At 63.3% G+C, this 26,642-nt stretch carries 21 protein-coding genes and 1 pseudogene; 10 read left to right on the top strand and 12 right to left on the bottom strand.

Annotated features, from left to right (window positions below; translation table 11 throughout):
• The 3 genes and pseudogenes from ET21_RS28730 to ET21_RS0104850 all read right to left on the bottom strand — a co-directional run.
• Positions 1-168: pseudogene (locus ET21_RS28730) on the bottom strand (hypothetical protein); the annotation flags it as partial.
• Positions 165-662, bottom strand: a complete 498-nt coding sequence (locus ET21_RS0104845) for a hypothetical protein (protein ID WP_030538794.1) — start codon at positions 660-662, stop codon at positions 165-167. The gene ET21_RS0104845 and the pseudogene ET21_RS28730, both read right to left, overlap by 4 nt.
• A 6-nt stretch (positions 663-668) precedes the next feature.
• Complete coding sequence (locus tag ET21_RS0104850; RefSeq protein WP_030538795.1) at positions 669-1,301, bottom strand: nuclear transport factor 2 family protein; 633 nt, start codon at positions 1,299-1,301, stop codon at positions 669-671.
• An 83-nt stretch (positions 1,302-1,384) separates the two neighbouring features.
• Between ET21_RS0104850 and ET21_RS0104855 the strand changes: the two genes are divergently transcribed.
• Positions 1,385-2,452, top strand: a complete 1,068-nt coding sequence (locus ET21_RS0104855; RefSeq protein ID WP_030538796.1) for an AraC family transcriptional regulator — start codon at positions 1,385-1,387, stop codon at positions 2,450-2,452.
• Here the strand turns inward: ET21_RS0104855 and ET21_RS0104860 are convergent.
• A complete protein-coding gene (locus ET21_RS0104860) occupies positions 2,449-5,313 on the bottom strand; it encodes a glycosyl hydrolase (RefSeq protein ID WP_162180685.1) in 2,865 nt (954 codons plus the stop codon). The two genes, ET21_RS0104855 and ET21_RS0104860, sit on opposite strands and share 4 nt — an antisense overlap.
• A gap of 189 nt (positions 5,314-5,502) precedes the next feature.
• On the opposite strand from ET21_RS0104860, the gene ET21_RS26425 reads away from it, so the two are divergent.
• From ET21_RS26425 to ET21_RS0104875, 3 genes are all read left to right on the top strand, one after another.
• Positions 5,503-6,144: a TetR/AcrR family transcriptional regulator gene (locus ET21_RS26425; protein ID WP_051768006.1), complete on the top strand. Its 642-nt coding sequence runs from the start codon at positions 5,503-5,505 to the stop codon at positions 6,142-6,144.
• A 62-nt stretch (positions 6,145-6,206) separates the two neighbouring features.
• Positions 6,207-6,515, top strand: coding sequence for a hypothetical protein (locus ET21_RS0104870; protein ID WP_030538799.1), 309 nt, complete (start codon positions 6,207-6,209; stop codon positions 6,513-6,515).
• 162 nt (positions 6,516-6,677) lie between these two features.
• Positions 6,678-6,950 (top strand): 4a-hydroxytetrahydrobiopterin dehydratase, encoded by a 273-nt coding sequence (locus ET21_RS0104875; protein WP_237751492.1) that lies wholly within the window; start codon positions 6,678-6,680, stop codon positions 6,948-6,950.
• 71 nt (positions 6,951-7,021) lie between these two features.
• Here ET21_RS0104875 and ET21_RS0104880 read toward each other — a convergent pair whose 3' ends face one another.
• The 3 genes from ET21_RS0104880 to cysD all read right to left on the bottom strand — a co-directional run bounded on the left by ET21_RS0104880 (position 7,022) and on the right by cysD (position 10,870).
• Positions 7,022-7,810, bottom strand: coding sequence for a 3'(2'),5'-bisphosphate nucleotidase CysQ (locus ET21_RS0104880; protein ID WP_030538801.1), 789 nt, complete (start codon positions 7,808-7,810; stop codon positions 7,022-7,024).
• Positions 7,807-9,720 (bottom strand): sulfate adenylyltransferase subunit CysN, encoded by a 1,914-nt coding sequence (gene cysN, locus ET21_RS0104885; RefSeq protein WP_030538802.1) that lies wholly within the window; start codon positions 9,718-9,720, stop codon positions 7,807-7,809. The genes ET21_RS0104880 and cysN overlap by 4 nt, the downstream gene beginning before the upstream one ends.
• Positions 9,721-9,949: 229 nt before the next feature.
• Positions 9,950-10,870, bottom strand: a complete 921-nt coding sequence (cysD, locus tag ET21_RS0104895; RefSeq protein ID WP_021237426.1) for a sulfate adenylyltransferase subunit CysD — start codon at positions 10,868-10,870, stop codon at positions 9,950-9,952.
• A gap of 85 nt (positions 10,871-10,955) precedes the next feature.
• Here cysD and ET21_RS0104900 point away from each other — a divergent pair, with 85 nt between their 5' ends.
• Positions 10,956-12,068 carry a helix-turn-helix transcriptional regulator gene (locus tag ET21_RS0104900; RefSeq protein ID WP_037480683.1) on the top strand — a complete coding sequence of 371 codons (1,113 nt, stop codon included), beginning with the start codon at positions 10,956-10,958 and terminating at the stop codon, positions 12,066-12,068.
• Positions 12,069-12,160: 92 nt separating this feature from the next.
• The gene (locus ET21_RS0104905) at positions 12,161-14,089 is read left to right on the top strand and encodes an NAD(P)/FAD-dependent oxidoreductase (protein WP_237751490.1); all 1,929 of its coding nucleotides are present in this window, start codon (positions 12,161-12,163) and stop codon (positions 14,087-14,089) included.
• Between the two features lie 407 nt (positions 14,090-14,496).
• On the opposite strand, the gene ET21_RS0104910 is transcribed toward ET21_RS0104905, so the two are convergent.
• Positions 14,497-16,668, bottom strand: coding sequence for an FAD-dependent oxidoreductase (locus tag ET21_RS0104910; RefSeq protein ID WP_081856601.1), 2,172 nt, complete (start codon positions 16,666-16,668; stop codon positions 14,497-14,499).
• 114 nt (positions 16,669-16,782) lie between these two features.
• Here ET21_RS0104910 and ET21_RS26430 point away from each other — a divergent pair, with 114 nt between their 5' ends.
• Together ET21_RS26430 and ET21_RS0104920 are read left to right on the top strand one after the other, a co-directional pair.
• The gene (locus ET21_RS26430; protein WP_051768012.1) at positions 16,783-17,397 is read left to right on the top strand and encodes a TetR/AcrR family transcriptional regulator; all 615 of its coding nucleotides are present in this window, start codon (positions 16,783-16,785) and stop codon (positions 17,395-17,397) included.
• Between the two features lie 61 nt (positions 17,398-17,458).
• Positions 17,459-18,517, top strand: a complete 1,059-nt coding sequence (locus ET21_RS0104920; protein ID WP_021237526.1) for a hypothetical protein — start codon at positions 17,459-17,461, stop codon at positions 18,515-18,517.
• Between the two features lie 45 nt (positions 18,518-18,562).
• Here the strand turns inward: ET21_RS0104920 and ET21_RS26435 are convergent, their stop codons facing one another.
• Positions 18,563-19,165, bottom strand: coding sequence for a TetR/AcrR family transcriptional regulator (locus ET21_RS26435; RefSeq protein ID WP_081796061.1), 603 nt, complete (start codon positions 19,163-19,165; stop codon positions 18,563-18,565).
• Between the two features lie 148 nt (positions 19,166-19,313).
• On the opposite strand from ET21_RS26435, the gene ET21_RS0104930 reads away from it, so the two are divergent.
• The gene (locus tag ET21_RS0104930) at positions 19,314-20,393 is read left to right on the top strand and encodes a hypothetical protein (protein WP_223308013.1); all 1,080 of its coding nucleotides are present in this window, start codon (positions 19,314-19,316) and stop codon (positions 20,391-20,393) included.
• 219 nt (positions 20,394-20,612) lie between these two features.
• Entirely contained in the window at positions 20,613-22,049 is a 1,437-nt protein-coding gene (locus tag ET21_RS0104935) for an aldehyde dehydrogenase family protein (protein ID WP_021239356.1), read from the top strand.
• A gap of 336 nt (positions 22,050-22,385) precedes the next feature.
• Here the strand turns inward: ET21_RS0104935 and ET21_RS0104940 are convergent, their stop codons facing one another.
• From ET21_RS0104940 to ET21_RS0104950, 3 genes are all read right to left on the bottom strand, one after another.
• Positions 22,386-23,240: an SDR family NAD(P)-dependent oxidoreductase gene (locus tag ET21_RS0104940; RefSeq protein ID WP_021239355.1), complete on the bottom strand. Its 855-nt coding sequence runs from the start codon at positions 23,238-23,240 to the stop codon at positions 22,386-22,388.
• 205 nt (positions 23,241-23,445) lie between these two features.
• Positions 23,446-23,853, bottom strand: coding sequence for a VOC family protein (locus ET21_RS26440; protein ID WP_051768014.1), 408 nt, complete (start codon positions 23,851-23,853; stop codon positions 23,446-23,448).
• A gap of 256 nt (positions 23,854-24,109) precedes the next feature.
• Entirely contained in the window at positions 24,110-26,515 is a 2,406-nt protein-coding gene (locus tag ET21_RS0104950; RefSeq protein WP_030538810.1) for a TonB-dependent receptor, read from the bottom strand.
• Positions 26,516-26,642 lie beyond the last annotated feature (127 nt).

The raw sequence follows: 26,642 nt of genomic DNA on the forward strand, positions 1-26,642 counted from the left end.
GAAGGAACCGTTCAATGCGACCTTGACAAGGCCCGGATCATACAAGTCGACCATTGTATCGGTCGGGACATCGCCGGGGCCCGCGCGATCGCGGGTCATGGGCGCCATGACGATGCGGTTGGCAAGGGCGATGTCACCCAGGGTTACGGGAGAGAAGATGTCGGTCATGGCACGAACCGGGGCGGCTGGCCGCTCTTGGCAAAGGCTTCCGCGATGTAGGCCGGATAGTCCTGGCCCGTCAGCGCGGTCCAGCGCGCCCAGGCGGCAAGGTCGGTCACCTGCTGCCAGCGGGCGATGCGGCCCTGAGCGTCGAAATGCCAGCGATCGGCCAGCCAGATCGGATCGAGCGTGACGCCGTCCGGCCCGGTCCCTTCGAACCTGGCGAAGGACATGACGCTATGGTCGCTGCCCGCCACGTCCAGTTCCGTGATGCGCCAATCGGGAATGGCGGACCAATAGAATTCCGCCTCGATCTGGAGGAAGAAGGGATCGTCCGCGACATCGTGCGGATCGACAGCGATGCTGTGGCCGCCAATCTCCGCCACCGCTCCGGGCGCCCAGACGAGCAGGCCGCGCGGAGGCACCGGGATGGTGCGGGTTTTCCAGGCGTCGAAATAGCCCTGGAACAGGATTTTCACCGCTTCGACATTAGGATTGGCCATGGGCGATCAGCTCCGCACGCGAGGTTTGGGAAGGGGTGCGCCGCGCCGCATGGTTTCGATGAACTTTTCCAGCGGCGCGGGCGGCTCGACCGGGCCGTCATGCGGCTGGCCCTGCCGCTCCCAATAGCTTTTCCAGCTGGGGAACAGATCATGGAAGCTGCCATGATAGGGCGGGTGGCCCGGCCAGCGCATCTTGCGATCGCCAATGGGCGGCTTGTTGAGGTCGGTCGCATACCAGTAGAGCGGCAGGCGGCGGCGGAAAAACCAGCGGCCGTCTATCCTTTCATACTGATCGAAATACATCATTTGCATGATGACCCATTCGGGTCCGGTTTCATGTTCATTCTTCGAATAGACGACTCCCTGGGCATGGTCGGGATCGTCGAAATCGATGATGTGGCCGCCGATGTGATGGGACGTGCCGTCGAACTGCATCGAATGGGTTTCGTCGAACCAGTCGCGCAGCGCCTTGCGGCCGGTCTTGCCGCCGCCCACGCGCACATCTTCGGGGAAGAGGTTCACCCAGGCATCGGAATCACGCATGTCGAGCGCGAGAGAATATTTGGCCGCAAGCTGGCGGATGGCGTCGAGCGATTCCAGCCGGTCGATCCGCGCAAGCAACTGTTCGTCGGCCGTCATCCCTGTTCCGCTCCTTCGCTATCCTTGCCATGCTGTTTCCCCGATTGCGCCGGGCGAGGAAATGGCGGAATAGCTCAAAGGCCATGACCAAATCGCTCATCCCCAACAAGCAACTGTCGCGGCCGGTGCCGGGGCGCGTGCCCGCAGGCGTGGCGCGCGACCTGTTGCGGATGGTCGCGGAACATGGCGGTTCGCCCGATCGCTTCCTGCGCAACGCCGGTCTGTCCGCGCTCGGCACAGTGCTGATCGAGAGACGGGACGATCGCGACAGCATCGCGCACGCGGATTTCACCCGCCTATATGCCCGCGCGACAGCGATGCTGGACGAGGTGGCGGCGCGGCAGGAGGGCCGCACGTCGCTGACCAAGGGCGGCGTCGACATGATGTGCTATGCCATCATCACCTGCCGCACGCTGCGCGACGTGATCGCGCGGATGGACCAGTTCTTCGCCCTGCTCGCCCCGCGCACCGGGCGGCTGACGCTGACGATCGCTGGCGGGGAAGCGCGGCTGGACATGGCGACGATCCGCAAGGTCCGAAACAGTTGCGCCTATCTGTCGGACCTGACGGGACTTGCCACCCATCACCGGCTGTTCGGCTGGCTGATCGGGGAGGATATTCCGCTGTCGGGCACGGCGATGCGCTATCCGCCGCTGATGGACGCGCGCACCGTGGCCTATCTGCTGCCCTATCCGGTCGAACATCATGCGCCGGAAAACAGGCTGCGCTTTCCCGCCCGCTATCTCGACCGGCCGGTGGTGCGCGACCATCATGAACTGGATCTGCTGCTGGAGCGCTTCCCCTTCGACATAGAGGAGCCGCAGTCCAAGCAGACGCCGCTGTCGGACCGGATTTCGCACCTCTACGCATCGATGCTGGCGAGCGGGGACGCGCCCGCGACGGCGGACGAACTGGCGCGCCGGTTCAGCATCAGCATCGCGACGCTGAAACGCCGCCTGACCGCAGAGGGCACGTCATTGTCGCGGATCAAGGCCAATGCCCGGCGCGACATTGCCGCGCACCTGCTGCGCGATGGACGGCTGTCCATAGCGGAAGTCGGGCGGCGGGCGCATTTCAGCGACACCGGCTCCTTCTGCCGCGCGTTCCGCCAGTGGACCGGCACGTCGCCGACCCGCTGGCGGAACAGCTAACGGCTGGCGGTCAGCCGCACGGGGCCGAGCCAACCGGCGGCAATGGGTTGCAGCTTCTTGAAGGACGCGCTTTTCGGATCGACCATCGCATTTTGCGGCACGTTGGCGATGGTGACCGTCAGGCTGTTGACGCCCGGTTTCAACGCGCCGGTCAGGTCAGCCCTGAAGGGCGAGGCGATCACCGGCGGCAGGGTGCGGCCATTGACGGTGACCGTCGCCATGTCATGCACCCGGCCCAGGTCGAGCGTCAGCTTCGTTCCCGCCGCGAGCCAGGCGGGATCGACGGTGATGGAGCGGCTATAGACCGCCTCCCCCGCAAAGCCCGCCAGTTCCGGCACCTCGCGCCAGTCCCTGAGCGTCACCTTGCCGAAATCATGGGCATAGGGTTTGCGCGAGGCATGGCCCTTTACCGACAGCGACCAGCCATCGGCAGGCAGCGTCAGGGAGCCGATGGCGGCTGGCTGCGGCACTGGCTGTACCGCCGTGCGCGGATCGAGCAGCAGAAGCGCGCTTTCGCCGCCGCCCAGCGACAGCGGCACGCGGGTCGATCCGCCCGCCGCGATCGCCGGCTGGGGCGTGATGGAACCGTCCATCGCCTGCCACCGCGTGACACCGCCCGCCTGCGGCAAGGTGAGCGTCACATTGCGGGCGCTGCCGCCGCGGTTATGGACGAAGGTGGCGGTGCGGCCATCGATCCGGCGCTGGACGAAGACGAGGTCCGACGCATCTCCTTCGAAGGTCAGGTTGCCCTGAACCCCCGCCGCGCGGATCGCCGCCGTAAGGCCGCTGGCCGGAACGACCTTCGCACCGGCCTTCATGGCCGCGGCGACAGCCTTCCGCACGCGTGCGTCGCGCCGCCTGGCGTCAGCCAGCCCCTCGTCACGGCGGGGCGCGCGATCGGTGAAGAAGACGGGCAGGCCCGCTTTGGCGAAGCTGGCGATGGCTTCGGCCGTATCGGCGCGAATGCCGTCGATCGGGGGCAGGACGAGCACGGAATAGCGATGGCCGCCCCTGGAAAGGAGCTGCCGCCCGTCCACCTTCGCCTGCGCGATGGAATCGGGATTGATCCGGTCGAAATCATAGCCTGCGGCAAGGAACGCCTTTTCCCCGGCCTGCTTGCCCGCGCCCTCATCCTCTATGCCGACATAATAGCCATAGCGGCCGTAGAACCATGCGACCGGCACCACCGGCTCGCCCGCCTGCATCACCGCCTGAAGACGGCCGATATAGGCGGCCAGCGCCTTCATGCCCGGCCAGACCGGATTGGTTTCATTGATCGGGCCGCTGAACCCAAGCGAGAAGGGGCTGGGTTGAAAGGCGTGCCAGCCCGGCCAATCGTCCGCATGGAAGCGGTAGTTCATGCCGTGCAGGACCATGCTGTTGACCCCGCCCGCCATGATGAGATCGGTGCGCCGCCGCATCTCGTCCGGCGTGACCTCATAGGGGCGGTTGGCCCAGACCAGGCTTTCGGCCGACACGATGGGACGGCCGTAAAGGTTCGCGCCCGACCGGGCGAAGCGCATGAACAGCGGGTCGCCGCCATGCACCAGGTCTTCCGTTTCCGGTATGTCGGCCATGCCATAGCCGCGAATGATGTCGAACGCGCCGCCATGCGCCTGGAACTTCGCCTTGAGCCCGCGCGCATGGTTCCACTCGACGAAGGGCTGGATGAACCCGGCGATCATCATGTCCGACACGGTGCGGCGATAGTCGGCGCGCACCCGTTCGGCGAGGTCGCTGTTCGCCGCGTCGAAATAGGGTGGCGAATAATGTTCGTCCCACGCCTGCATCCAGCCCGGCTGCACGACGAATGGCAGGTAGGGCGTCAGGTCATAGCCGCGCCGCTGCCTGAATTCCTCCAGCAGTTGCGGCCCCCATTGGATGTCCTGCATCAGTTCCAGGCTGTCGACGAAGGTCGCGCGCATGCCCGCCGGGTCCTTGCCCAGCGGATCGCCGACGCGCGCGGCATGGGCGGCGAAGGCGGACGGGTCCATATGGTCGAGGATGAGTTGCGGCCCCTTCCCCGCCGCGCCGAGCACGCCGACATCGGACGCGAACTGGCGGAACACGAAAATCTGCCAGTCGCCCGGCGGCGGCGTCCAGTCGAGCGCCCCGTCCTCACGCAGCTTGCCGGTGAGCAGGATGCTGCTGGCGGGATCGAGCGTGCCGGACGCCAGCACATCGTTCCAGGGCGAGATGGTCATGCCCATCATCCCCTGGCGCGGCTTGAGATCGGGGGCGCTCCCCTTCATCGCGACCACGGCGACGGTGCGGGCGCGCGCCTCCATCCGCTTCCCCCAATCGGCATATTTGGGGTCCTTGACGCGCGGGTCGAAGCCATTGAGCGCGCCCAGCCGCTTGGTGCGTTTGGGGATTTCCACCTTGATGGGTCCTGCCGTGCCCCCCTTCACCGCCGTGCGCGCCATCGCCAGTTCGGTGAAGGCCTTTTCCGGCGGGATCGCCTCTCCGCCGCCGGACGGCCACGACGAACCGAGGGTGTAGTCAAGGCTTAGCCCCGCTGACCGCGCCGCGTCCGCCGCCGTGCGCAGATGTGCGAAGAAGCTGGGTTCCGCATAATTGTTGACGGCCACCCTCTCCTGCGGCGTCAGCGTCACGAAATTGGGCGTGAAGGATTGGACTTCCGCCCCGCCAAAGCCATGATCGGCCATCAGTTGCACTTCACGGCGCAGTTCCTGATCCGTCACCGCATCGCCCGGCCACCACCAGCGCAGGCGCGGCCGCGCTTCGGCGGGGGGCGAGCGGAAGCCTTCCTCCAGCCTTTGCGCTCCGGCAGGGACCGCCGCCAGCATCGTCGCGGCGATGAGCAAACCCTTCATCAGCAGCTTTCGTCCTGCGGTCATCTTCATCCCCTCGATCATGCCTTCGCGTAGCGGCCGGGCAGTGAGCGGGCAGGCTCAGGGCGGCGTACGGCGCTGCCGCATCGATATGCGCCTGACCGGATCGCGTCAATATCGATCATTATCGTTCGATTATGCTCTGGCGCCACTTGCGATATTGTCCGGCAGGGCCCTTTGTGCCACCACAACGGGATGCAGACAGCCCCAGCCTTCAAGCCCAAGCGCGGCAGACCCACGGTGGAGCAGGTCGCCGCGATCGAGCAGACCATCCTGACCACCGCGCGCCGCATGTTCCTGGAAGACGGGTTCGACAATGTGGCCATGGAGGCGGTCGCCACAGAGGCAGGCGTGTCGAAGGGGACCCTCTATGCCCGGCACCCGTCCAAGGAAGCGCTGCTGACCGCCGTGGTGCACAGCAGCGTGGCGGAATGGTCCGCGCGCGCGGCGCAGCATGACCATCTGCTGACGGACAATATCAATGAACGCCTGCGCCATCATGCGCGGATCATCGCGTCCAGCTTCGGCTCGCCCGACGTGCAGGCGCTGTGCAGGTTGATGTTCGCGACGCAGGAACGCTTTCCGTCCGTGTCGGCGGCGCTCCATGACGTGGGCTATCTCTATGCCGTGGGGATCATCGCGAGGGACATCGCCGACCTGGGGGTGAAGGACGGTATTCCGGCGCGCGACCCCGACAGCGTCGCCTATATGCTGGTGTCGTCCGTTTCGGGATGGCTGTTGCAGGAGGGCGCGGCGCGCGACATCCCTGCGGAGGAGGCGCAGGACATGGCCGATCGCTTCGCGGATCTGCTGCTTGCCGCCCGCGCATCATGGTAGGGCTTGAAATTCGAACGTGATCGTGCGATATGGCCGGGGTCGAAAATGGAGGATCCTGACACATGCGTCTTTTTCTGATGGCCACCGCCGCTGCTTTCATGACAGCGAGCGTGCCTGCCATGGCCCAGACGGCTCCGGCCGCCGCCCCTGCCAAGACCAAATATTCCACTGCTGAAACCGATATCGGCACCCTGCTGGATGATCCCGCCGCCAAGGCGATCGTCGAAAAGCATATCCCCGGCCTGACGACCAACGAACAGATCGACATGGCGCGCGGCATGACGCTGAAAGTCGTGCAGCAATATTCGCCCGACGAAGTGACCGATGCGCGGCTGGCCGCCATCGACGCGGACCTCGCGAAGCTGAAATAAGGATAATGGCGCGGGGGATGCCATTCCACCCCCCCACCCCGGCTATGATGAAGGGCGTCCTTTGCGAAGGGCGCCCTTTCCTTTTATCGGTTCTTGGGAATGCGTCCTGCTTGCTGCTATGGCGGGGTCATAGATGGAGGAAGCGGAATGGCGCATGTGAAAATGCCGTTGGATGAAGTGCTGGCGCAAGTGACGGGATGGACCCGCTGCACCGGCCGGGAAGCGATCGAAAAGCAGTTTACCTTCGCTGACTTCAACGCGGCCTTCGCCTTCATGACGCGCTGCGCCATGCGGGCCGAGCAGCTCGACCACCATCCCGAATGGAGCAATGTCTACAACAGGGTGGACGTGGTGCTGACCACCCATGATGTCGACGGCATGAGCGACCGCGATGTCGCCATGGCGCAGTTCATGGATGGCGCCGCCGCCGCTTGAAAGAACGGGCCGGGGCCGGTTCCTGCCTGCGCAGGGGCGCGGGCTTTGCAGTTCAGACCCCTCTTCGCGCGTCAGGCTGCCTGGTCGAGCGTGCGGACGAGGGAAAGGACCTGCTCCGCATGTTCCTGGCGGCAGATCAGCAGGTCGGGCAGATAGACGTCCTGCTGATTATAGACCAGCGGCGACCCGTCGATGCGTGAACAGTGCAGGCCATGCGCCTGCGCGACCGCGACCGGGGCCATGCTGTCCCACTCATATTGGCCGCCGGAGTGCAGGTAGATGTCCGCCTGCCCCAGGATGACGGCCATCGCCTTGGCCCCAGCCGATCCCATGGGCACCAGTTCGGCGTCCAGCCCTTCGGCCACCGCGACGGCTTCCTTGGCCGGGCGCGTGCGGGACACGACCATGCGCAGCTTTTCCGGTGCGGGGGGAAGCGGCTGAACCCGGTCGGTGCGCAGCACGGTGCCAGCGCCGGTTCCGGTCAGGTCCAGTCCCGGCAGCGCGACCGCGCCGATGGCTGGCTTGCCGTCGATGGCCAGGCCCACATGCACCGCCCAGTCGGCACGTTCCTCGCCATATTCGCGGGTGCCGTCGACCGGGTCGACGATCCACACGCGGCTCTTGCCAAGGCGTTCGGCATTGTCCTTTTCCTCTTCGGACAGCAGCCCGTCATCCGGCCTCGCTTCGCGCAGGGCGTGGACCAGGAACTGGTTCGCCGTCTGGTCGCCCGCCTTACCCAATGCCTTGGCGCTGAACAGGCCGCTGGAACGCACCTCCAGCAGGATGCGGCCTGCGACTTCGGCGAGGTGAGCGGCAAGGTCCGCGTCGGCCAGCGCCTTTGCGTCCACATGCGCGCTCATGGGATCAGCCTCGCCACGATCGCGTCGGCCGCTTCTTCGGCGGTCATCGCGGTGGTGTCGATGCGGATTTCCGGGTCCTCCGGCGCTTCATAGGGGCTGTCGATGCCCGTGAAATTCTTGAGCTGCCCGCTGCGCGCCTTCTTGTAGAGGCCCTTCACATCACGCGATTCCGCTTCGGCCAGAGGCGTGTCGATATGCACTTCGATGAACTCGCCGGGCTGCATCATCTGCCGCACCATCTCCCGTTCCGAGCGGAAGGGCGAGATGAAGGCGGTGATCACGATCAGGCCCGCGTCGGTCATCAGCTTCGCCACCTCGCCCACGCGGCGGATATTTTCCACGCGGTCGGCGTCGGTAAAGCCCAGGTCCTTGTTCAGGCCATGGCGCACATTGTCGCCATCCAGCAGGAAGGTGTGGCGGTTCATGCGCGCCAGCTTCTTTTCGACGAGATTGGCGATGGTCGACTTGCCCGCGCCCGACAGGCCCGTGAACCACAGCACGGAGGGCTTCTGGTTCTTGAGCGCCGCATGGAATTCGCGGGTGACGTCGGTCGCCTGCCAATGGACGTTCTGCGCGCGGCGCAGGCTGAAATTCAGCATGCCCGCCGCGACGGTGGCGTTGCTGATCTTGTCGATCAGGATGAAGCCGCCGAGCGTCCGGTTCTCCTTATAGGGTTCGAAGACGATCTGCTTGTCGGTGGACAGGTTCGCAAGGCCGATGGCGTTCAGGTCCAGCGTCTTGGCCGCCAGATGCTCCATCGTGTTGACGTTGACCTGATATTTGGGCTGCTGCACCGTCGCGGTCACGGTCTGCGTGCCGATCTTGAGCCAATAGGGACGGCCGGGCAGCATTTCCTCGTCCGACATCCACACGATGGTCGCTTCGAACTGGTCGGCGGCCTGCGGCGGATTGTCGGCCAGCGCGATCACGTCGCCGCGCGAGCAATCGATTTCATCGGCGAAGCAGAGCGTGACCGACTGGCCCGCCACCGCCTGATCCAGATCGCCGTCCATCGTGACGATGCGCGTCACCGTGCTGGTCTTGCCCGAAGGAAGCACGCGCACGGCATCGCCCGGCTTGACCACGCCGGTCGCGATCAGGCCGGAGAAGCCGCGAAAGTCGAGGTTGGGGCGGTTGACCCACTGCACCGGCATGCGAAACGGCTTTTCCGCGTCGGCGGCGCTGTTGACCTCCACCGTTTCAAGATGCTCGATCAGCGCGGGGCCCTTGTACCAGGGCGTGTTCGCGCTGGGGCCGGTGATATTGTCGCCCTTGAAGCCGGAGATCGGCATGGCGGTGAAAGTCTCTATGCCGATCGAGCTGGCGAAGGCGGTATAATCCTTGACGATGGCGTCGAAGACCGCCTGATCATAATCGACCAGATCCATCTTGTTGACCGCCAGGACGATGTTCCTGATGCCGATCAGATGCGCCAGATAGCTGTGGCGGCGGGTCTGGGTCAGCACGCCCTTGCGCGCGTCGATCAGGATGACGGCCAGGTCCGCGGTGGACGCGCCGGTCACCATGTTGCGCGTATATTGTTCGTGGCCGGGCGTGTCGGCGACGATGAACTTGCGCTTTTCCGTCGCGAAGAAGCGGTAGGCGACGTCGATGGTGATGCCCTGCTCCCGCTCGGCGGCGAGGCCGTCGACCAGCAGCGCGAAGTCGATATCCTGACCCTGGGTCCCGACCCTCTTGGAATCCGCTTCCAGAGCCGCAAGCTGATCCTCGAAGATCATCTTGCTGTCGTAGAGCAGGCGGCCGATCAGGGTCGACTTGCCGTCGTCCACCGACCCGCAGGTGATGAAGCGCAGCATCGTCTTGTGCTCATGCACCTTCAGATACTGGTCGATATCCTCCGCGATCAGAGCGTCGGTCTTGTAGATGGGTTCGTCGAGAATGTCGGTCATGTCATCTGTCCCGTCATCCCAGCGAAAGCTGGGACCTCGTTGATCTGGATATAATGGTTCACGCGGAGCCGCGGAGCCGCAGACAGGCCACGCCCACGGCAAAGCCGCATCGCCGAATGGATCGCAGCACCGGGCCGCACCGCCCGCAAAACCGAAAAGCCTGCGGCCTGATGCAACGCCTTCGCGTCTCCGCGTCTCCGCGAGAGGAAAAAGCGGCGGGGCGCCGCCATCAGAAGTAGCCTTCCTGCTTCTTCTTCTCCATGCCCGCGCCGCCCGCGTCCTTGTCGATGGCGCGGCCCTGCCGTTCGGACGTGGTGGTCAGCAGCGTTTCCTGGATCACTTCGGGCAAGGTCTTCGCCTTGCTTTCCACCGCGCCGGTCAGCGGATAGCAGCCCAGCGTGCGGAAGCGGATGGAGCGCATCACCGGCTGTTCGCCGGGCTTGAGCGGAAAACGGTCGTCATCGACCATCAGCAGCATGCCGTCGCGCTCCACGGTCGGGCGCTCCTCCGCGAAATAGAGCGGCACGATGGGCACGTCGTTGAGGTGGATATATTGCCAGATGTCCAGCTCGGTCCAGTTGCTGATCGGGAAGACGCGGATACTTTCGCCCTTGTTCTTGCGGGCATTGTAGAGGTTCCACAGTTCCGGCCGCTGGTTCTTCGGGTCCCAGCCGTGCGAGGCGGTGCGGAAGGAGAAGATGCGTTCCTTCGCCCGGCTCTTTTCCTCGTCGCGGCGCGCGCCGCCGAAGGCCGCGTCGAAGCCGTAGAGGTCGAGCGCCTGCTTCAACCCTTCGGTCTTCCACATATCGGTGTGCAGCGCGCCATGGTCGAACGGGTTGATGCCCCGCTCCTTGGCTTCCGGGTTGTGATAGACCAGCAGTTCCATGCCGCTTTCCCGCGCCATCCGGTCGCGCAGCTTGTACATTTCCTGGAATTTCCAGGTCGTATCGACATGCAGCAGCGGAAAGGGCGGCGGCGAGGGATAGAAGGCCTTGCGCGCCAGGTGCAGCATCACCGCGCTGTCCTTGCCCACGGAATAGAGCATCACCGGCTTTTCCGCTTCCGCCACGACTTCGCGCAGGATGTGGATGCTCTCGGCCTCAAGCCGTTCCAGATGGGTCAGGGTCGATTTACTCAGTTGGTCGGACATTATTCTCTCTACCCTCAAGGGTTCGCCGGGCGGTAGATCGCCCCAAGCGCTTGACCGCGAAGCCCCCATATGGGAGCAAAATCCCATGTCCCTCTCTTTCGCCACACAGCGCGAGCTGTTGCTACCCCTTGTGGAGGGTATCCATGAGAGCCCGCCATGGGGTGGATTCCTGCGTCAGCTCGTGGCGCGGACCTATGCGCGGCGGGCGTTCCTGATCATCACCCTGGCCAATTCTGCGCCGGGGCAGGAACCCGCCGTGGTGCATGTCGCCGCCCCGCGCGCCGCCACGGAACCGCCGCTGGACTTCCGCCGGATCGAGGCGCTGCGGCTGCATCCCTATGGCGCGCTGCGGCCCGGGCGGGTCTATTCGCTGGACGAGATGCTCGATTATGACCGGCCCGCGCAACTGGCCCGGCAACGCGCTGAACTGGACGAGATGAACATCCGCTACGGCCGGTTCCTGCGGGTGACGGCGGGCGGCGCGGCGGACGCATGGCTGCTGCTGGTGCGCGAACGGGAGGATTTCACCGCTTCGGCCGTGTCCGCGCTGTCGGGCGTGGGGCCGCATCTTTCCGCCGCGCTCAAGACGCTGGCGGCGCTGATCGAACAGAGGTTGCAGGTGGCGCTCGCTCAATCGGCGTTGCAGCGGCAGGGCGTCGGGCAAGTGGCGTTCGATGCGACCGGGCGGGTGATGGCGGCCGACCCGCAGGCCGAAGCGCTGCTGGCCTTCGTTCCCGAACCCGGACCCACGGCCGGGCGGCGGCTTCAACTGGTGCCCGCCGTGTCGCAGGCGCTGGAGGCTGCCTGCGCCGAACTGGCGGCGGGACCTGCGGGCGCGAGCGTGCCGCTGGCCCTGGGCACGCAGGCGGGGCTGTGGATGCTGCTGCGCAAGGCCGACCTGCCGCTTTCGGAACCCTGCGCCTATCCAGCCGCTACGGGCGTGCTGCGGATACAGCGGCGGGAGGATGCGGCGCGGGCGCGGCGGGCGCTGGCGGCGATTTACGGGCTGTCGATGAACGAGGCCGCGCTGGCGCACCAGCTATCCTTGGGGGAATCGATCGTCGAAGCCGGGCGGAGCCTGCGCCTTACCCCCGAAACGTCGCGCAGCTATTCCAAGCGCATCTATGCGAAGACCGGCACGTCGAGCCAGGCCGATCTGGTGCGGCTGGTGCTGACGGGCCTTGCTCCCTTCGCCTGAGAGCTTTTTCGACCGGCCGTTCCCTTTTTGCTTCCCGGACCCGCGTCAATCATGTAAGTGTTCACTCAATAAGAGTGATGGAGAAGCGCCTGATGGCCACGATTCTTGCCGAAGATCAAAAGAGTTTCGCGATCCTGCCCGATTCGCCCGAGCTTGCCAAAGCCCTGGAAGAAGCGAATGTGCCGACCCTGCTCGCGGCCTATGTGCACCTGTCGCATGACGAGGCGTTCCTTGAGCGCTTTGCCGATCATATCCGCCCAGCATTCTCCTATCCGCCCACGGATATCCCGCAGGAACTGGCCGACGAACTGCGCGCCAAACTGCGCCGGTTGCTGACCACCGGAGAAGGCGTGAAGGGCACGCCGCCGTCCGACGCGCTGCTGCAACGGATCATGACCGTGACCGTGGGCGAGCCGGTGCAGGACGAATTTCTGGAACTGGTGCAGGACCAGTGCGGCTTCCGCCCCTATATCGACCGCAGCAAGGTTGAAGGGCGCAAAGCCCCCAAGGCCGATTTCAAGGTGCTGGTCATCGGCGCGGGCATGACCGGCATGGCCGCCGCGACCAAGCTGCGCGAGGCGGGCTATGACTTCGTCGTCATCGAAAAGAATGCCGATGTCGGCGGCACCTGGTATGAAAATCGCTATCCGGGCGTAGGCGTCGACACGCCCAGCCATTTCTACAGCTTCAGCTGGGAAATCTGGCCCGATTGGCAGCATTATCATCCGCACGGCGCGGACATGCAGAAATATATGCTGGCGACCGCCGACAAATATGACCTGCGCCGCGACATCCGCTTCAACACCAAGGTGGAAAAGCTGGTCTGGAGCGATGCGGACAATAAGTGGACGGTGACGGTGCAGAAGGCCGACGGCAGCCGCGAGGATATCGTGGTGAACGCGGTCATCAACGGCCATGGCCCCGTCAACCGTTACAAGTTCCCGGACATTCCGGGACTCAACGACTTTGCGGGCACGCTGGTCCACACGGCGAATTATCCCGCCGGCCTCGACCTCAAGGGCAAGCGCGTGGCCGTGATCGGCACCGGCGCAAGCTCCGCCCAGCTTGTCGGCGCGATCGCGCCGGAAGTCGGGCAGCTCACCATCTACCAGCGGTCGAAGCATTGGGTGCTGTTCAACCCGGAAATCGCCCATGAGGTGAGCGAGGGCATGCGCTGGGCGCTGGCAAACATCCCGTCCTTCAAGGAATGGTTCCGCTTCCGCGTCTACTGGTCGGCGGCGGACGGCCTGTTCTCTAACGTGCTCAAGGACCCGGCCTGGGAAGGCAATATGACGGCCGTGTCCGAAGGCAATGCGATGACGCGCCAATATGCGCTGGACTATATGCACCAGCGCTTTGCCGACCGGCCGGACCTGATCGAGAAGCTGACGCCGGATTTCCCGATCTTTTCCAAGCGCATCATCCTGGACAATGGCTGGTTCGACGCGCTGACGCGGCCCAACGTCCATCTGGAGGACAAGGGGATCGCCCGCATCCTGCCCAATGGCATCGAAGCCAAGGATGGATCGGTGTTCGAATGCGACGTCATCATCTGCGCGACCGGCTTCAACGTCGCCAAGATGATCGGCAACCTGACGATCAAGGGCAAGGGCGGCCGCGACCTGGGCGAGGAATGGGGCGAGGACGATCCGCGCAGTTACCTCGGCATGTGCGTGCCGGGCTATCCCAACTATTTCCACACGGTCGGCCCCAACAGCGCACCCAACCATGCGGCGGGCCAGAACCTGATTTCCGAATGCCAGGTCAACTGGATCATCGAAGCGCTGGATCGCGTCAACGAAGCGGGCGCAAGCGCCTTCGAAGTGACGCAGGAAGCCTTTGAAGAGTGGAACAAGAAGGTGGACGAGCGCATGCCCCAGATGATCTGGACGCATCCGCTGGCCAATTCCTACTATAACAACTCCAAGGGCCGCGTCTTCCTGTCCTGGCCATGGCGTCTGGTCGACTTCTTCAACGCGACCCGCGCGCCGGAAGAAGGCAGCTACAAGCTGCTGAACTGATACGGCTTACAGTCGAAAGTTGCTGGCCCGCCTCTGCAAGGAGGCGGGCCAGTTGCGTTTTTTTTGGGGGGAAGCGCGGGTGGTCCTTGGGAGGCGCTCGAAGGAGACCAGCGGCTCGTGGGTGCCCGGTTAATACGGCGGAACCGGGTTACTGCCCGCGCAGGAACATGAGAGCCTTGTCTGTGGGGGTGGCCCGGCGCGAGCTGCCGTGGAGCGGCGGCAGAGTACTTCATCAACCAACCGGCTGAGCAAAGTCGAAGCCTCCTATAACTGCTGCCAGAGCAGGCGTTAGAGGAGGCCTCGACAAGCGCAGGGCAAACGGGTTTGCATCCAACTCCCAGATTTTACCAGACCGTCAGGGATAGCGATCACCTTTTCCGGGGCAGCGCCATCCCAACACCGGCGGATCAAACCTGGGGAATCGCCTCCTCGCCCAGAACCGCGCGCGTGGCTCCGCGGATCGCGCCTTCGATATAGCCGACGCCCGTGCAGTCGCCGACTTCCTTGACCTTGAAGCCGTTCGAACGCAGCGCGTCGGCAAGGCTGGTGTCGCCATGCGCGCCCTTCGCCACGATCACAGTGTCGGCGGGGATAAGGTGCGCCTCCACATCCGGCGTGGCGAAGGCGACGCCTTCGGGCGTGATGCGTATGTCCTTCGCTTCGGCGAACAGCGCGACGCCATGTTCGCGCAGTTCGGGGATCAGGCGCAGGCGGCGCACGACCGTCAGCCCCTTGCCGAACTTGGGCCCTTCCTCGACTACCGTCACTGTCCGGCCGCGCTCCACCAGGAATTCGGCCAGTTCGACGCCCACCAGTTCGCCGCCGATGATGACGACGCGGTCGCCCAGCGGCATCCACTGGTGCGTCGCCTTGCGCACGAAGTCCAGATTGGCGGTCATGCCCGTCGCCGCGCCGATCTTGGTCGCGAGACGCGTCGCCAGCCCGGTCTTGCGCTTCAACGCCTCGGAGCTTTCGCCCAGCATCATCTTGCGCATGTCATCGCCGCTGAAGACATGATCGAGATCGCTGCCGGGGATCGGCGGCATGTCACGGACAGCGCCGGTCGCGACGATAACCTCGTCCGGCTCAAGCGTGCGCAGCAATTCGGGCGTGGCCGTGGTCTTCAACCGCACATCCACGTTGGACGCCTCGATCTCGCGTTTCAGCCATTCCAGGATGCGCTCATTGGGTTCGTAGGCGAGTGCGGCGAAGCGCAGCGTCCCGCCCAGCCGGTCGCTCTGTTCGATCAGCGTCACCTTGTTACCCTGCGCATCAAGACGGCGCGCAGCTTCCATCCCGCCCGGTCCGCCGCCAATCACGACATAGCGCTTGCCCGACGGAGGGTTCGCCTTGTCCTGGAGATATTCGAAGCCCGTTTCGGAGCGCACGGCGCAGCGCACCTGCTGGCGGACATAGGCGGTGCTGACGCAGGTATAGCAGTAGATGCAGGGGCGCACGTCCTGCGGGCGGCCAGCCGCCAGCTTGTTGGGCAGATGCGGATCGGCCAGCACCTTGCGCCCCATTGCGAGGAAGTCGAACGCGCCTTCCTGAAAACGCTGCTCCCCGCGGTCCGGCTCTACCCGGCCGGAGGCGATGATGGGAATGCTCACCTCCCCCTTTATCGCGATGGCGGCGGGGATGTTCATTTCCGGTTCGTGCGGGATGTTCGATCCCGAATGAAGCTTCGCCTGGCCGACGTCATGATAGGCGGTTACGGCGATCGCGTCCACCCCGCCCGCCTCCAGCCAGCGCGCCACCATCCTGGCGTCGTCAAGCGTGGTGCCGACGCTCTTGCCGAACTCGCGCGAATCAAGCTTCATCCAAACGGGGAAGTCTGGGCCGACCGCTTCACGCACCGCCGCCAGCACCTCCAGCATCAGACGTGCGCGGTTTTCCAGCGGCCCGCCATATTCGTCCGTGCGCTTGTTAGTCGACGGCGAAAGGAAGGAGGAGATGAGATAGCCGTGACCGCCATGGATTTCGCAGGCGTCGAACCCCGCTTCCTTGGCACGGCGGGCGCCGTCGGCATAGTGGCGCACGGCGGTGGCGATATCTTCGGTGGTGAGCACCTTGACCGAAGGCACGACGCTGCCGCCAAAGGCCGCCAGTTCTTCCGGCAGGAAATAATCGGGGAAATCGCCCGCGAACGGCCCCGGCACGGACGGACCCCAGAGCGGATGCCCGAACTGCGCCGAATGGGCCGCCACCAGCCCGCCCTGATGAAGCTGGGCCGCGATCTTCGCGCCATGGGCATGCACCCTGCTGGTCAGGCGGCGCAGACCGGGCAGGAAGCGATCGTCAGAGACGCCAAGCTGGTTGGGCTGAACCGCGCCCACCGGCCATGCGACGCCCATGACGCCGGTGACGATCAGGGCCGCTCCGCCCTTCGCCTGCTCCTCATGATAAGCGATCAGCCGTTCGCCCGCCGTGCCGTCATCCTCCGCCAGGCTGACGCCCATCGCGGTCACGAACATGCGGTTGCGCAAATCCATCCGGCCGATCCGGCCTGGGGAAAGCAGACCTGAAAAGCCTTTTCCCGCCGATTGTCTTCCCTCGCCCACTACCCTTCTCCGTCCCATGCCGTTGCGGCTTTACTAGTGGACAGTTCGGCCATACAACTTGTCTTGTCAACTGTCTTGACGGCGGCTGGCACTCTCCGTTAGCTGCACCGCTGATCGAAGGAGCCCTCTGTTTTGGCCAAGGCTTTGCCCCGGCGTAATCATCTTCAGGAAGAACAGCGCGCCCGTACGCGCCGCCTGATCGTGGACGCGGCGCTCAGGGTGTTTGCCGAGCGGGGCTATGTCGGCAGTTCGATCGAGCATATATTGGTGGCCGCTGGGGTGAGCCGCGCCGCCTTCTACAGCCATTTCGACGGCAAGCTGGCAGTGGTACGCGCGATCGCACAGGATTTCGAGCCTGTCTGGCATCCCGTCTTCGCCTATCTTGCGCAATTGCGCGATCCCGGCCTTCCCGAGCTGACGGAGTGGGCGGCCCGGCATCTGGACATGCACCGCAGCCATCAGGAAACCTGCACCCTGCTGACGCAGGTCGCGGCGCTGGAAGAGGCGTTATATTGGGAGGTGTCCGCGCAGCGCGACGCGATCGTCACCATGCTGGCCGGAAGGCACAGGGCGTTCGAGCGAGCGACTCGTGACAATGACGTGATGCTGGAGGCGCGCATCCTGCTCTGGGGGGTGGATCAGGCCTGTTTCCATGTCGTGCGGCAACATCTTCCCGATCCCAGCAAGCGGGCGGCCGAAATCATCGCCAGCCAGATGAAGGCCTTTCTTGACAAGCATGGCGGTTGACAGATCATAGGGGAAAGTATCGCGCGCCCCGCGCAACCTTTTTTTCAAGTGGAGAGCAAGCATGAGCAGCAAGGGTGACCTGTTCCGGCCAGTCGCGGAACCGCAAATCATCGAAGGCGCCTATACGGACGACCAATATGGCAGGCTGCTTGGCCTGGTACGGGACAATGGCCCCTGGTCACTGATCCTGTCCCAGCACTTCAAGTCGCCCGATGAGGTCATCGCGACCACGTCCGGCACGATTCCCGAAGGCTTCACGCCTACCTGGGATATGTTCCTTTCGCCCGTATTCCGGGGCTATCTGGCGCGAGGATATACTTGCCTTTATCCTGAGATCGAGGATTGCTTCTATAATCCCAAGTTCCTCGACCTGGTGCGCGGCTATTGGGGCGCGCAATATGCGCGGCCGGAAAACATGCTGTTCAACATTCAGGGACCTTGCCAGGATGCTGGCACCCCGCACGTCGACGGCACCAATTTCCGTGGCATTTCGCAGAACAACACGCCGATCTGGCTGATGAACATGATGGTCAAGTCCGGCCTGTTCAAACATTGGCAGATGAAGAAGGCGCAGGTCATCGCCTGGTACTACAAGGGGCAGATCGGCGGCGGCTTCACCTATTGGCCCGATGGGCTTTCCAGCGCGCCCAAGCAGATCAACGCCCCAATGTGGGGCCGCGCCGTCGTGGTGGAAAATGAGATGATGTACCACACGGCCCAATCCTGCGGCCCGACGTCAATGCGCCGCCCCGAAGGGCTGGCCATCCATTCGCTGATGAGCGCCGACCCGGAAGATCCCAATGGCTGGCAGATTACGACGGACGGCAAGGTCATCCAGAAGATTCCGGCGCAGGAATTCCGTTTCCTAGTCCATTGGGGCGCTGACATCTTCATGGACTATGAAGAGTTGAAGACCACGCTCGATCACAATGACGATATCAGTCATGAACAGGTGTTCGACATGCTGATCGCGGACCTGCGCGCACGCGGCGAGATGTTCGAAGTGCCGAGCGATCCCTTCACGGACAAGGCGTTCATCCAGCTGCTGACGCGGGTCTATGATCCGGGCAAGCCGGCCATCTTCCCGCCCGAGCCGGTGGACCCGTCACTCGCCGCCTGATCGCGGATCAACGCTGGCCTGGCGGATGCCCGTGCATGGGCTCCGTCAGGCCTTGATCTGCTCGCCGAAACTGATGACGAACTGGCGCAGAAGCTGTTTCTGCATGTCCATCAATCCGGGATCGGTGGATGGCTTGCCCGCCAGCGTTTCGATGAGCGGCGACGACCAGAAAAAGCCGAACAGCGTGTTGAAGATCGCGACGGTCTGCAACGCGACGCTGTTGTCATCGCTTGGCGCGCCCAGCTTTTCATTCAGCAGCCGCCCATAGTCGACCAGCCGGCTCAGCCAGTCCAGCGCGATCTCGTCCCGGTCGAAATCGCGCGAGATGACGGCGCGGATCAGCAATTTGGCGATGTTCGGGTGGATCGCCAGCAGATCGGTCAATTGATCGGTCAAATCGTAGAAGACCGGCATGTCGGCGGTCCCCGCGACAATCTGGTCCATCAATTCGGTGAGCGGCCGCAGCGCGCGTTCATAGACCTGGCGGTACAGGTCTTCCTTGCCGGAAAAATGCTTGTAAAGGCCGGGCTGCTGGATGCCGGTCATCGCCGCGATCTCGCGCAGGGACGCAGCGCTATATCCCTTTTGAGCGAACAGCAGTTCCGCTGCATCCAATATGCGGTGCGCCGTGCGCTGCCCCTTGTTCATCATTGCCCTGACTTGCCCGAATTCCCGCCCAGCATGGACGATCTTGCCGCCATGCAAAAGGACTTGCGAAAAAAGTTATCATCCTATAACTTTTCGAATCAAGTGAAGGGTGGCCCGGTGCGCCCTTTCACGCATTTTCGAGGAGATCATGATGCTTGACGACGCGCGTAAACAATATCTGTCGGACATTCTGCGCCCGGCCTCTCCGCCGCGCGAAATCGACAAGCCTTTCACCGAGGAACAGAAGCGGCTGCTGCTGGACGTGGTGCATGACAAGGGTCCGTGGAAGCTGATCCTGGCGCAGCATTTCCCCAATGCTGAATCGCTGCTGGCCACCTTTGCCGGTGGTTTCCCCGACGATTTCAAGCCGACGCTGGATATGTTCCTGACGCCGACCTTCCGCGGCTTCCTGGCCAACTATTCGGCGGTGCTGTATCCCGAACTGCACGACGTCTTTTACAATGAGGCGTTCCTCAATCACGCCAAGTCCTACTGGAACGCGGAATATGCCAAGCCGCAGATGATGCTGTTCAACATCAACGGCCCCTGCGCGAACACGGACCCCGGCCATCTGGATACGCCCAGCTTCCGTGGCGTTCGCTATGAAAACTCGCCGACCTGGCTGTGTTCGGTGATGGGCCGTTCGGGCCTGTTCAAGGATTATCTGATCAAGATGGCGCAGGTCATCACCTGGTTCAGCCATGACCCGGCCAGCGGCTTCACTTACTGGCCCAACGGCCCTCTCGCCAAGCCCGCGCGGGTCCAGGCGCCGATCTACAATCGCGCCGTCGTCGTCCAGAATGAGATGCTGGTCCATCGCGGCGAAGCCAACGGCCCCGTCGAACGCCGCCGTCCCGCTGGCCTTGCCTTCGATTCCGTGTTCACGGGCGAACAGGGCGATCCTGACGGCTGGGTCGTAAAGACTGGCGACCAGGTCATCGAACGCTATCATACTGACGACCTGCGTTTCCTGGTCCACTGGTCGGCTGAAGTGTTCAGCGACTTCGCGGAACTGAAGAAGAATATGGAAGGCACCGACGACCTGACGCACGAGCAGGCGATCGACATGCTGATCAAGGACGTTCGTTCGCGCGGCATCCAGATCGAAACGCCGACCGACCCGCTGAACGATCCGGTCTTCATCCGCGCGCTCAATGCCGCCTATAATTTCGGCGGTCCGGCCGAATATCCGGCGGAAGCGCCCGTCGATCAGCTGCTGGCGGCCTGACGCCACGCACCGGCATGATAATGACGAAGGGCCGTGCTTCCAGGAGGAGCGCGGCCCTTTGCCGTTGATGATGCCGGGCCGCAGCGTGCAGGATGTTCTTCTACGCAAAGGGCCAGTGAAACTGCATAGCCGATTGCATTTTGCATGTTGAGCATCGACTCACTATGACGTTTGGCGGATAGCCCGGCCTTGGCTGGATTGGATCATGGAGAAGCTTGAATGAAGGGTCAGAATTATATCGACGGCCGGTGGGTCGATGGCGCCGCATCGTTCGAAACGATGAACCCATCGGACCTTGATGAGGTCGTCGGCACCTATAGCAAGGTCGGCGAGGAGCAGGTGCGCGAAGCGATGGCCGCCGCCCGCCGCGCGCAGCCGGGCTGGGCCGCTTTCAATATGCAAGCGCGCGCCGACATGCTGCGCAAGGTTGGCGACCTGCTGATCGAACGCAGCCGCGACATCGGCACGCTGCTCGCCCGCGAAGAAGGCAAGACCCTGCCCGAAGCGATCGGCGAAACGATCCGCGCCGCCCAGTGCTTCCACTATTCCGCCGCCGACGTGGTGCGCGCGCAGGGCGAATGGTACAACAGCATGCGCGACGGCTTCAACGTGCTGGTGACGCGCGAGCCGGTTGGGGTGGTCGCGGCGATCACGCCGTGGAACTTCCCCATCGCGCTGCCTTCGTGGAAGGTCGCCGCTGCATTGGCCTATGGCAACAGCGTTGTGCTCAAGCCCAGCTCCTACGTGCCGGGCGCGGCCGTGATGCTGGCGCAGATATTGGAAGAGGTTGGGGTTCCAGCGGGCGTCTTCAACCTGGTGATGGGCGAAGGCCGCGCGGCAGGCAACATCATGATCGATGAGGCCGACGCGCTGACCTTCACCGGCGGCACCGCGACGGGGCGGGTCGTGCTCAACCGCGCCGCCGAAACCATGACCAAGTGCCAGCTTGAACTGGGCGGCAAGAATGCGCTGGTCGTGCTGGACGATGCCGATCTCGACCTGGCGGTGGAAATCGCCAGCAACGGCGCATGGATTCAGACGGGTCAGCGCTGCACCGGCACCGAGCGGCTGATCGTGACCAAGGGCATCCATGACGCCTTTGTCGAGCGGATGGCGAAGGTGGCGGGCAGCTACAAGATCGGCCATGCGCTGGATGCCGATACCCAGATCGGGCCGGTCGCCAACGTGCAGCAGTTCAACGAAAATCTGCAATTCGTGAAGGATGCGCAGGGCGAAGGCGCGGAACTGGCCGCTGGCGGCGTCGCTCTGGAAGGCAGGACGCGCGGGCTGTTCATGGCGCCTGCCCTACTGGTGAACACCAAGACCGAATGGCGCTGCAACCAGCATGAATCCTTTGGCCCGATCGCTTCGGTCGTGAAGGTCGAGGATCTGGATGAAGCGATCCACGCCGCCAATGATTGCGACTATAAACTGTCGTCCGGCATCGCGACGACGAGCCTTAAAAATGCCGAACGTTTCCGTAAGGCATCGCAGGCAGGCATGGTCATGGTCAACGCGCCGACCGCTGGCCTAGAATATCATGTGCCATTGGGTGGACGCTCGCCGTCCGGCTACGGCCCGCGCGAAACCGGCGCATCGACGGCCGAATTCTTCACCGAAACGAAGACCAGCTACATCAATCACGGCGCGCTTTAACGGCGTTTGAGTAACGGGCGGGGTCATGCGCTTGTGAGAGCAGGCGTATGACCCCGCTGCTTTGCGGGATTGGTTGAGTTGCCGTGTCAGGCTGGGCCGAAATTGGTCTGGTGTTCTTGAATTGCGGAACGATGCTCTGAAACCGCTCGCCCTATTGTAACTTCAGTGACGGGAGGCTCCAGCAGGGCAATGCGCCTGCTAGAACCGTGGTCACTTTTAGAGATTGTCTTGCTTGGCCTCAGACGCGCTCCTGCGAAAGCAGGAGCCCGGTTCAGACCTCTGGACTGGGTTCCTGCCGGTGCAGGAACACGTCATCTTTTATGCCAAATAAAAGCTTCAGTCAGCCGCGATCTGGCGGGCCAGGTCAGGCATGATCGGGGGAATCTGATCCTGGAGGAAGCGGATGCGGCCGCCGATGATCTGCTCGCTCATTTCAGGCTGGCTGTGAACCCAGAATTTATTCTCCGCCATCTGCTCCAGGAACAGGCGGCAGCCTTCGTCCAGATCCATGCCATAATCGCGCATCATCTCGAACATGGCGCGGCGGTGGGCCTGGGCGTTGGCGGGCTCCCCCTCACCGGCTTCGGCGTTGAAGATGTTGGTGCGCAGCATGCCCGGCACGATGGACGAAACATGGATGGGCAGGTTTTTCAGCTCCATTTCCAGATAGAGGCATTCGCTGAACGCCTGCACCGCATGCTTGGTCACGGTGTAAGCCGTCTGCGCGGGCATGTGCCCGAACGCGCCGACCGACGACAGATTGCCGATCCAGGCTTCCTTGCCGCTGGCGATGATGTGCGGGACGAAGGCACGCACTCCATGGATGACGCCATGCACATTGATGTTGAGCGTCGCTTCCCAGCGTGCCGTCGGCACTTCCCAAGTATAGCCAACGGTTTCGATGCCAGCATTATTGATGAGCAGGCGCACTTCACCATGGCGGGCAAAGACCTGTTCGGCGAAACGGTCCAGTTCTTCCGGGCGGGACACGTCCAGCTTCCACGCTTCCGCCTTGCCGCCTGCCGATGTGATTTCATCCACCGTGCCAGCAGCCGCCTGTTCATTGATGTCGGCCACGATCACCGTCATGCCAATCTGTCCGGCGCGGCGGGCAATGCCCGCGCCGATGCCCGAACCCGCGCCGGTAACGACGGCTACGCCGCCTCCAAAAACTTCAGCATCCCGCGCCATCTATGATCTCCCAATATGATGTCGAAACCCGGCCTGACCCGTGACCAAACCGGCTGATCCTGCCTGATGAAAGAAGAAGGCGGCCGGGCGAAGCATGCTTGCCGACGCCCCGCCACCCCCTTATTTCATCCACCCGGAACGCGCGCCAGCACGCCCGGTTTTGTCAGTATTTACCCACTTGGCCTATGATCAGGCGAGCAGCCTGTCAAGCAGCGTGCGCCCCGGCCAGCATCTGGACATTTTCGCACAGCGCGCCTTCGGGATCGGTCGAAAACACGACGCGGACGCCATGTTCGCGCTCCTCGCGGATCGACCCTTTCAGCTTGCCGCCATTGGCAGTGATCTTTTCCACCAGCGCGTCGAGATCAGGCACGGTGAAGCCCAATATCACCTGCTGGTCGCGCGGAGCGGGGCGATCGACATAGTTGAACATGACCAGCGTCCCCTTGGTCCAGTCTCCACCGGGCGCCAGGATGATTTCGCGGAAGGCTTCCCCGTCGCTTTCGCCCTGAACCCGCTGCACAATGCCCAGGCCATATACATTGCCATAATATTCGGCCATCGCCTCTTCATCGCGGCAGATCAGCTTGGTGAAAGTGGAAGGGGCCGTCATCGCATTTCTCCTATCGGTTGTGATCAAAGCGTAAGAACCGGAAGCAAGGAAGCCCATGCATCACGCGCAGATGCGCACGCGGCGCGGGGCCTTTGCCTGCATAGCGGGGATAGAACAGAAATCCAGGCACGTCGCCTGTAAATTACTCTCTCCGCCTTAATAAGGCCGCAGATTCAAGAAGGGCGGGACGCGGTTGCCCGGTCCCGCCCTCCCTGTCAAAGCTCCGGTACTGCCGCCCCGGAGGGCGGCGACACGATCAGAAGGAGATGCGCGCGTCGATACCATAGGAAATCGGGCGATTGAAGACGGCCCCGGCAAAGCCGAGCGCGCCAAAGTCGATGCCATAGGTCAGGCGCTGCTGGTTCAGCAGATTGTCGCCCCAGACCCCGACGTCCAGCTTGCCGCCGCCGACATTGATTTCCTCCACCGACAAACGCGCCTTCACATTGTCCTGCGGCGGCGAGACGATATCTTCGTTGAACGGCGCGGTGTTGTTGAGCGCGTTGAAGTAGATCTTTGTCCGGCGAGAATAATCGCCGCGCAGGCGTACCGTCGCATCACCAAGAGACCAGGCATATTCAGCACCCGCATGGATCGTCCATTTGGGCGTGTAGACCGGCTTCGCTTCATCCGACACGTCCAGCAGTATGTTGCTCGTGGGATCGCGGAACTCGAACGTCTTGTAGTTCGACTTCACATAGCCGACCGAACCGTCGATCTGGAAGCCCCTGAACGGCATAGCCGTCAGTTCCGCTTCGAAACCGGACAGCCGCACCTTGCCCGCGTTCACGATCAGCGACGTCGCGCCACCGCTGCCCGCGGCGAACTGCTGCACCTGAAGGTCCTTATAGTCGGTGATATAGCCCGCCAGGTTGAAGCGCAGCCGGTTGTTCAGGAATTGCGACTTGATGCCAGCTTCGTAGGCGGTCGCCTTTTCCGGTTCGAAGCTGTTGATGACGCCAGCGCGCGGGTTGAGGCCGCCTGAACGGTAACCGGTGGACACGCGGGCGTAGACCATCACATCGTCCGTCACGTCATAGGATGCGGACGCCAGCCACGAGAAATTGTCGAAGCTCTTGCGACCCCGCTGAACCGGGCTGACATCGCCAGCGAGATAGATGCTCTTGTCATCGCCCGTGTAGCGGCCGCCCAGGGTGATTTCCAGCTTCTCATCGAGCGAGGACGGTTTCCAGCTCGCCTGGCCGAAGATCGCCATCGACTGCGACGTGCCGCCAAAGGCCTGGACCGGAGTGGCCGGGATGCCGATGGTGCTGTCGGCGGTCAGGCCGGGGTTGAGAGCAAGGATGCCGTCGACCACCGACTGCGTAATACGGGGATCGAGCAAGGGCAGGCCGCCGACAGTGGAAAGGATGTTAATCGACTGGCGATTATTTTCCGACGACTTTTCGTAGAAATAATACATGCCAAGCAGATAATTAATGTCGCCGACCTTACCCAGAGCTTGCAGTTCCTGGCTGAACTGCCACTGTTTCTGCGGGGCGTTGTTGGCATTATAGAGCGGCGTCACCTGATTGGAGACCAGCGTGGGCGAGGTGAAGTCGAGCACAAGACCGCGCAGGAACCCGTTGCCGCTCAGATCGACGATCGAATCCTGGTAGAATTTCCGGTAGCCGGTGATCGACTTGATCGTCAGTTCGGGAATGGCTTCATAGCTGATGGTCAGCGCATGGCCCTGAACCCGCGTCGTGTTGCGATAGCGGGTTTCGCCATTCGCCTCGGTATAGCCAGCCTGCTGCACAGTGCCCAGCCGATCGCGGCTGACCAGGAAGGGCGCGCCGCCGAAGCTGGGCGATTGGGAATAATAAGCCTGTGCCTGCGGTGTCGTGGCGACAAGCTGGAAGAAGGGAGCAAGACCCTTTCGTTCATCCCAGTCGAAATTATAGTTGACGGTGACGTCGCCAAAGTCGCCCTGAAGACCGAGCGCGAAAGAATTCGACTTTACCGCACCCGGATCGAGCGACTTGGGGTTCAGGGTGTTATCGACCCAACCGTCATTTTCACGATGCTGTCCCGCAATGGAAGCCTTGATCACGTCGCCGATGATATAGCCGGTGTCGACACGCGCTTTTACATACCAATCGTTGAAACGGCCGTACCCCGCCTTGGCGGTGACGGCCATGTCGTCGCTGGGCTTCTTGGAAACGAGTTGAAGCGCGCCGCCGATCGTGTTGCGGCCGAACAGCGTGCCCTGCGGTCCGCGCAGAACTTCAATCCGTTCCAGATCGATGAGGTTGAACACCGCACCGGCGGCGCGGGCCAGATAGACGCCGTCCAGATAGATGCCGACGCCCTGTTCGGATACGGCCGACGGTTCGTTATTGCCAATGCCGCGGATAAAGACAGTCGCGGCCGACAGGCTTGCCGGCTGCTGCTCGATCGTCAGGTTGGGCGCGAACTGGGGAATGTCGGTAGGATCGGAGATATTCTGGCGTTCGATAAAGTCCCCGCTCAGCGCGGTGACGGCAACGGGCACGTCCTGCAATGTTTCGGCGGAGCGGCGCGCGGTAACGACGATGTCGCCAAGCGCTCCCTGATCCTGCACCTGACCGGCGGCAGGGGTTTCCTGCGCCTGCGCCGTGGCGGCGAGGGGCAGCACCAGCATCGGTGCGACACTGGCCAATAATATGGATTTCATAGTCATCCTCCCTTGAATCCTTGCTCTTCTGAACTGGCAATCGCCCGGCCTTTACCCCCATGATCCGATGCTTCACGCAAAAACATGCGTTCAGGCCATGCCTGAACCGATTTTTCAGCCGATGCGGTTATTT

Source organism: Sphingobium sp. DC-2, assembly GCF_000722555.1.
GTDB lineage: Bacteria > Pseudomonadota > Alphaproteobacteria > Sphingomonadales > Sphingomonadaceae > Sphingobium > Sphingobium quisquiliarum.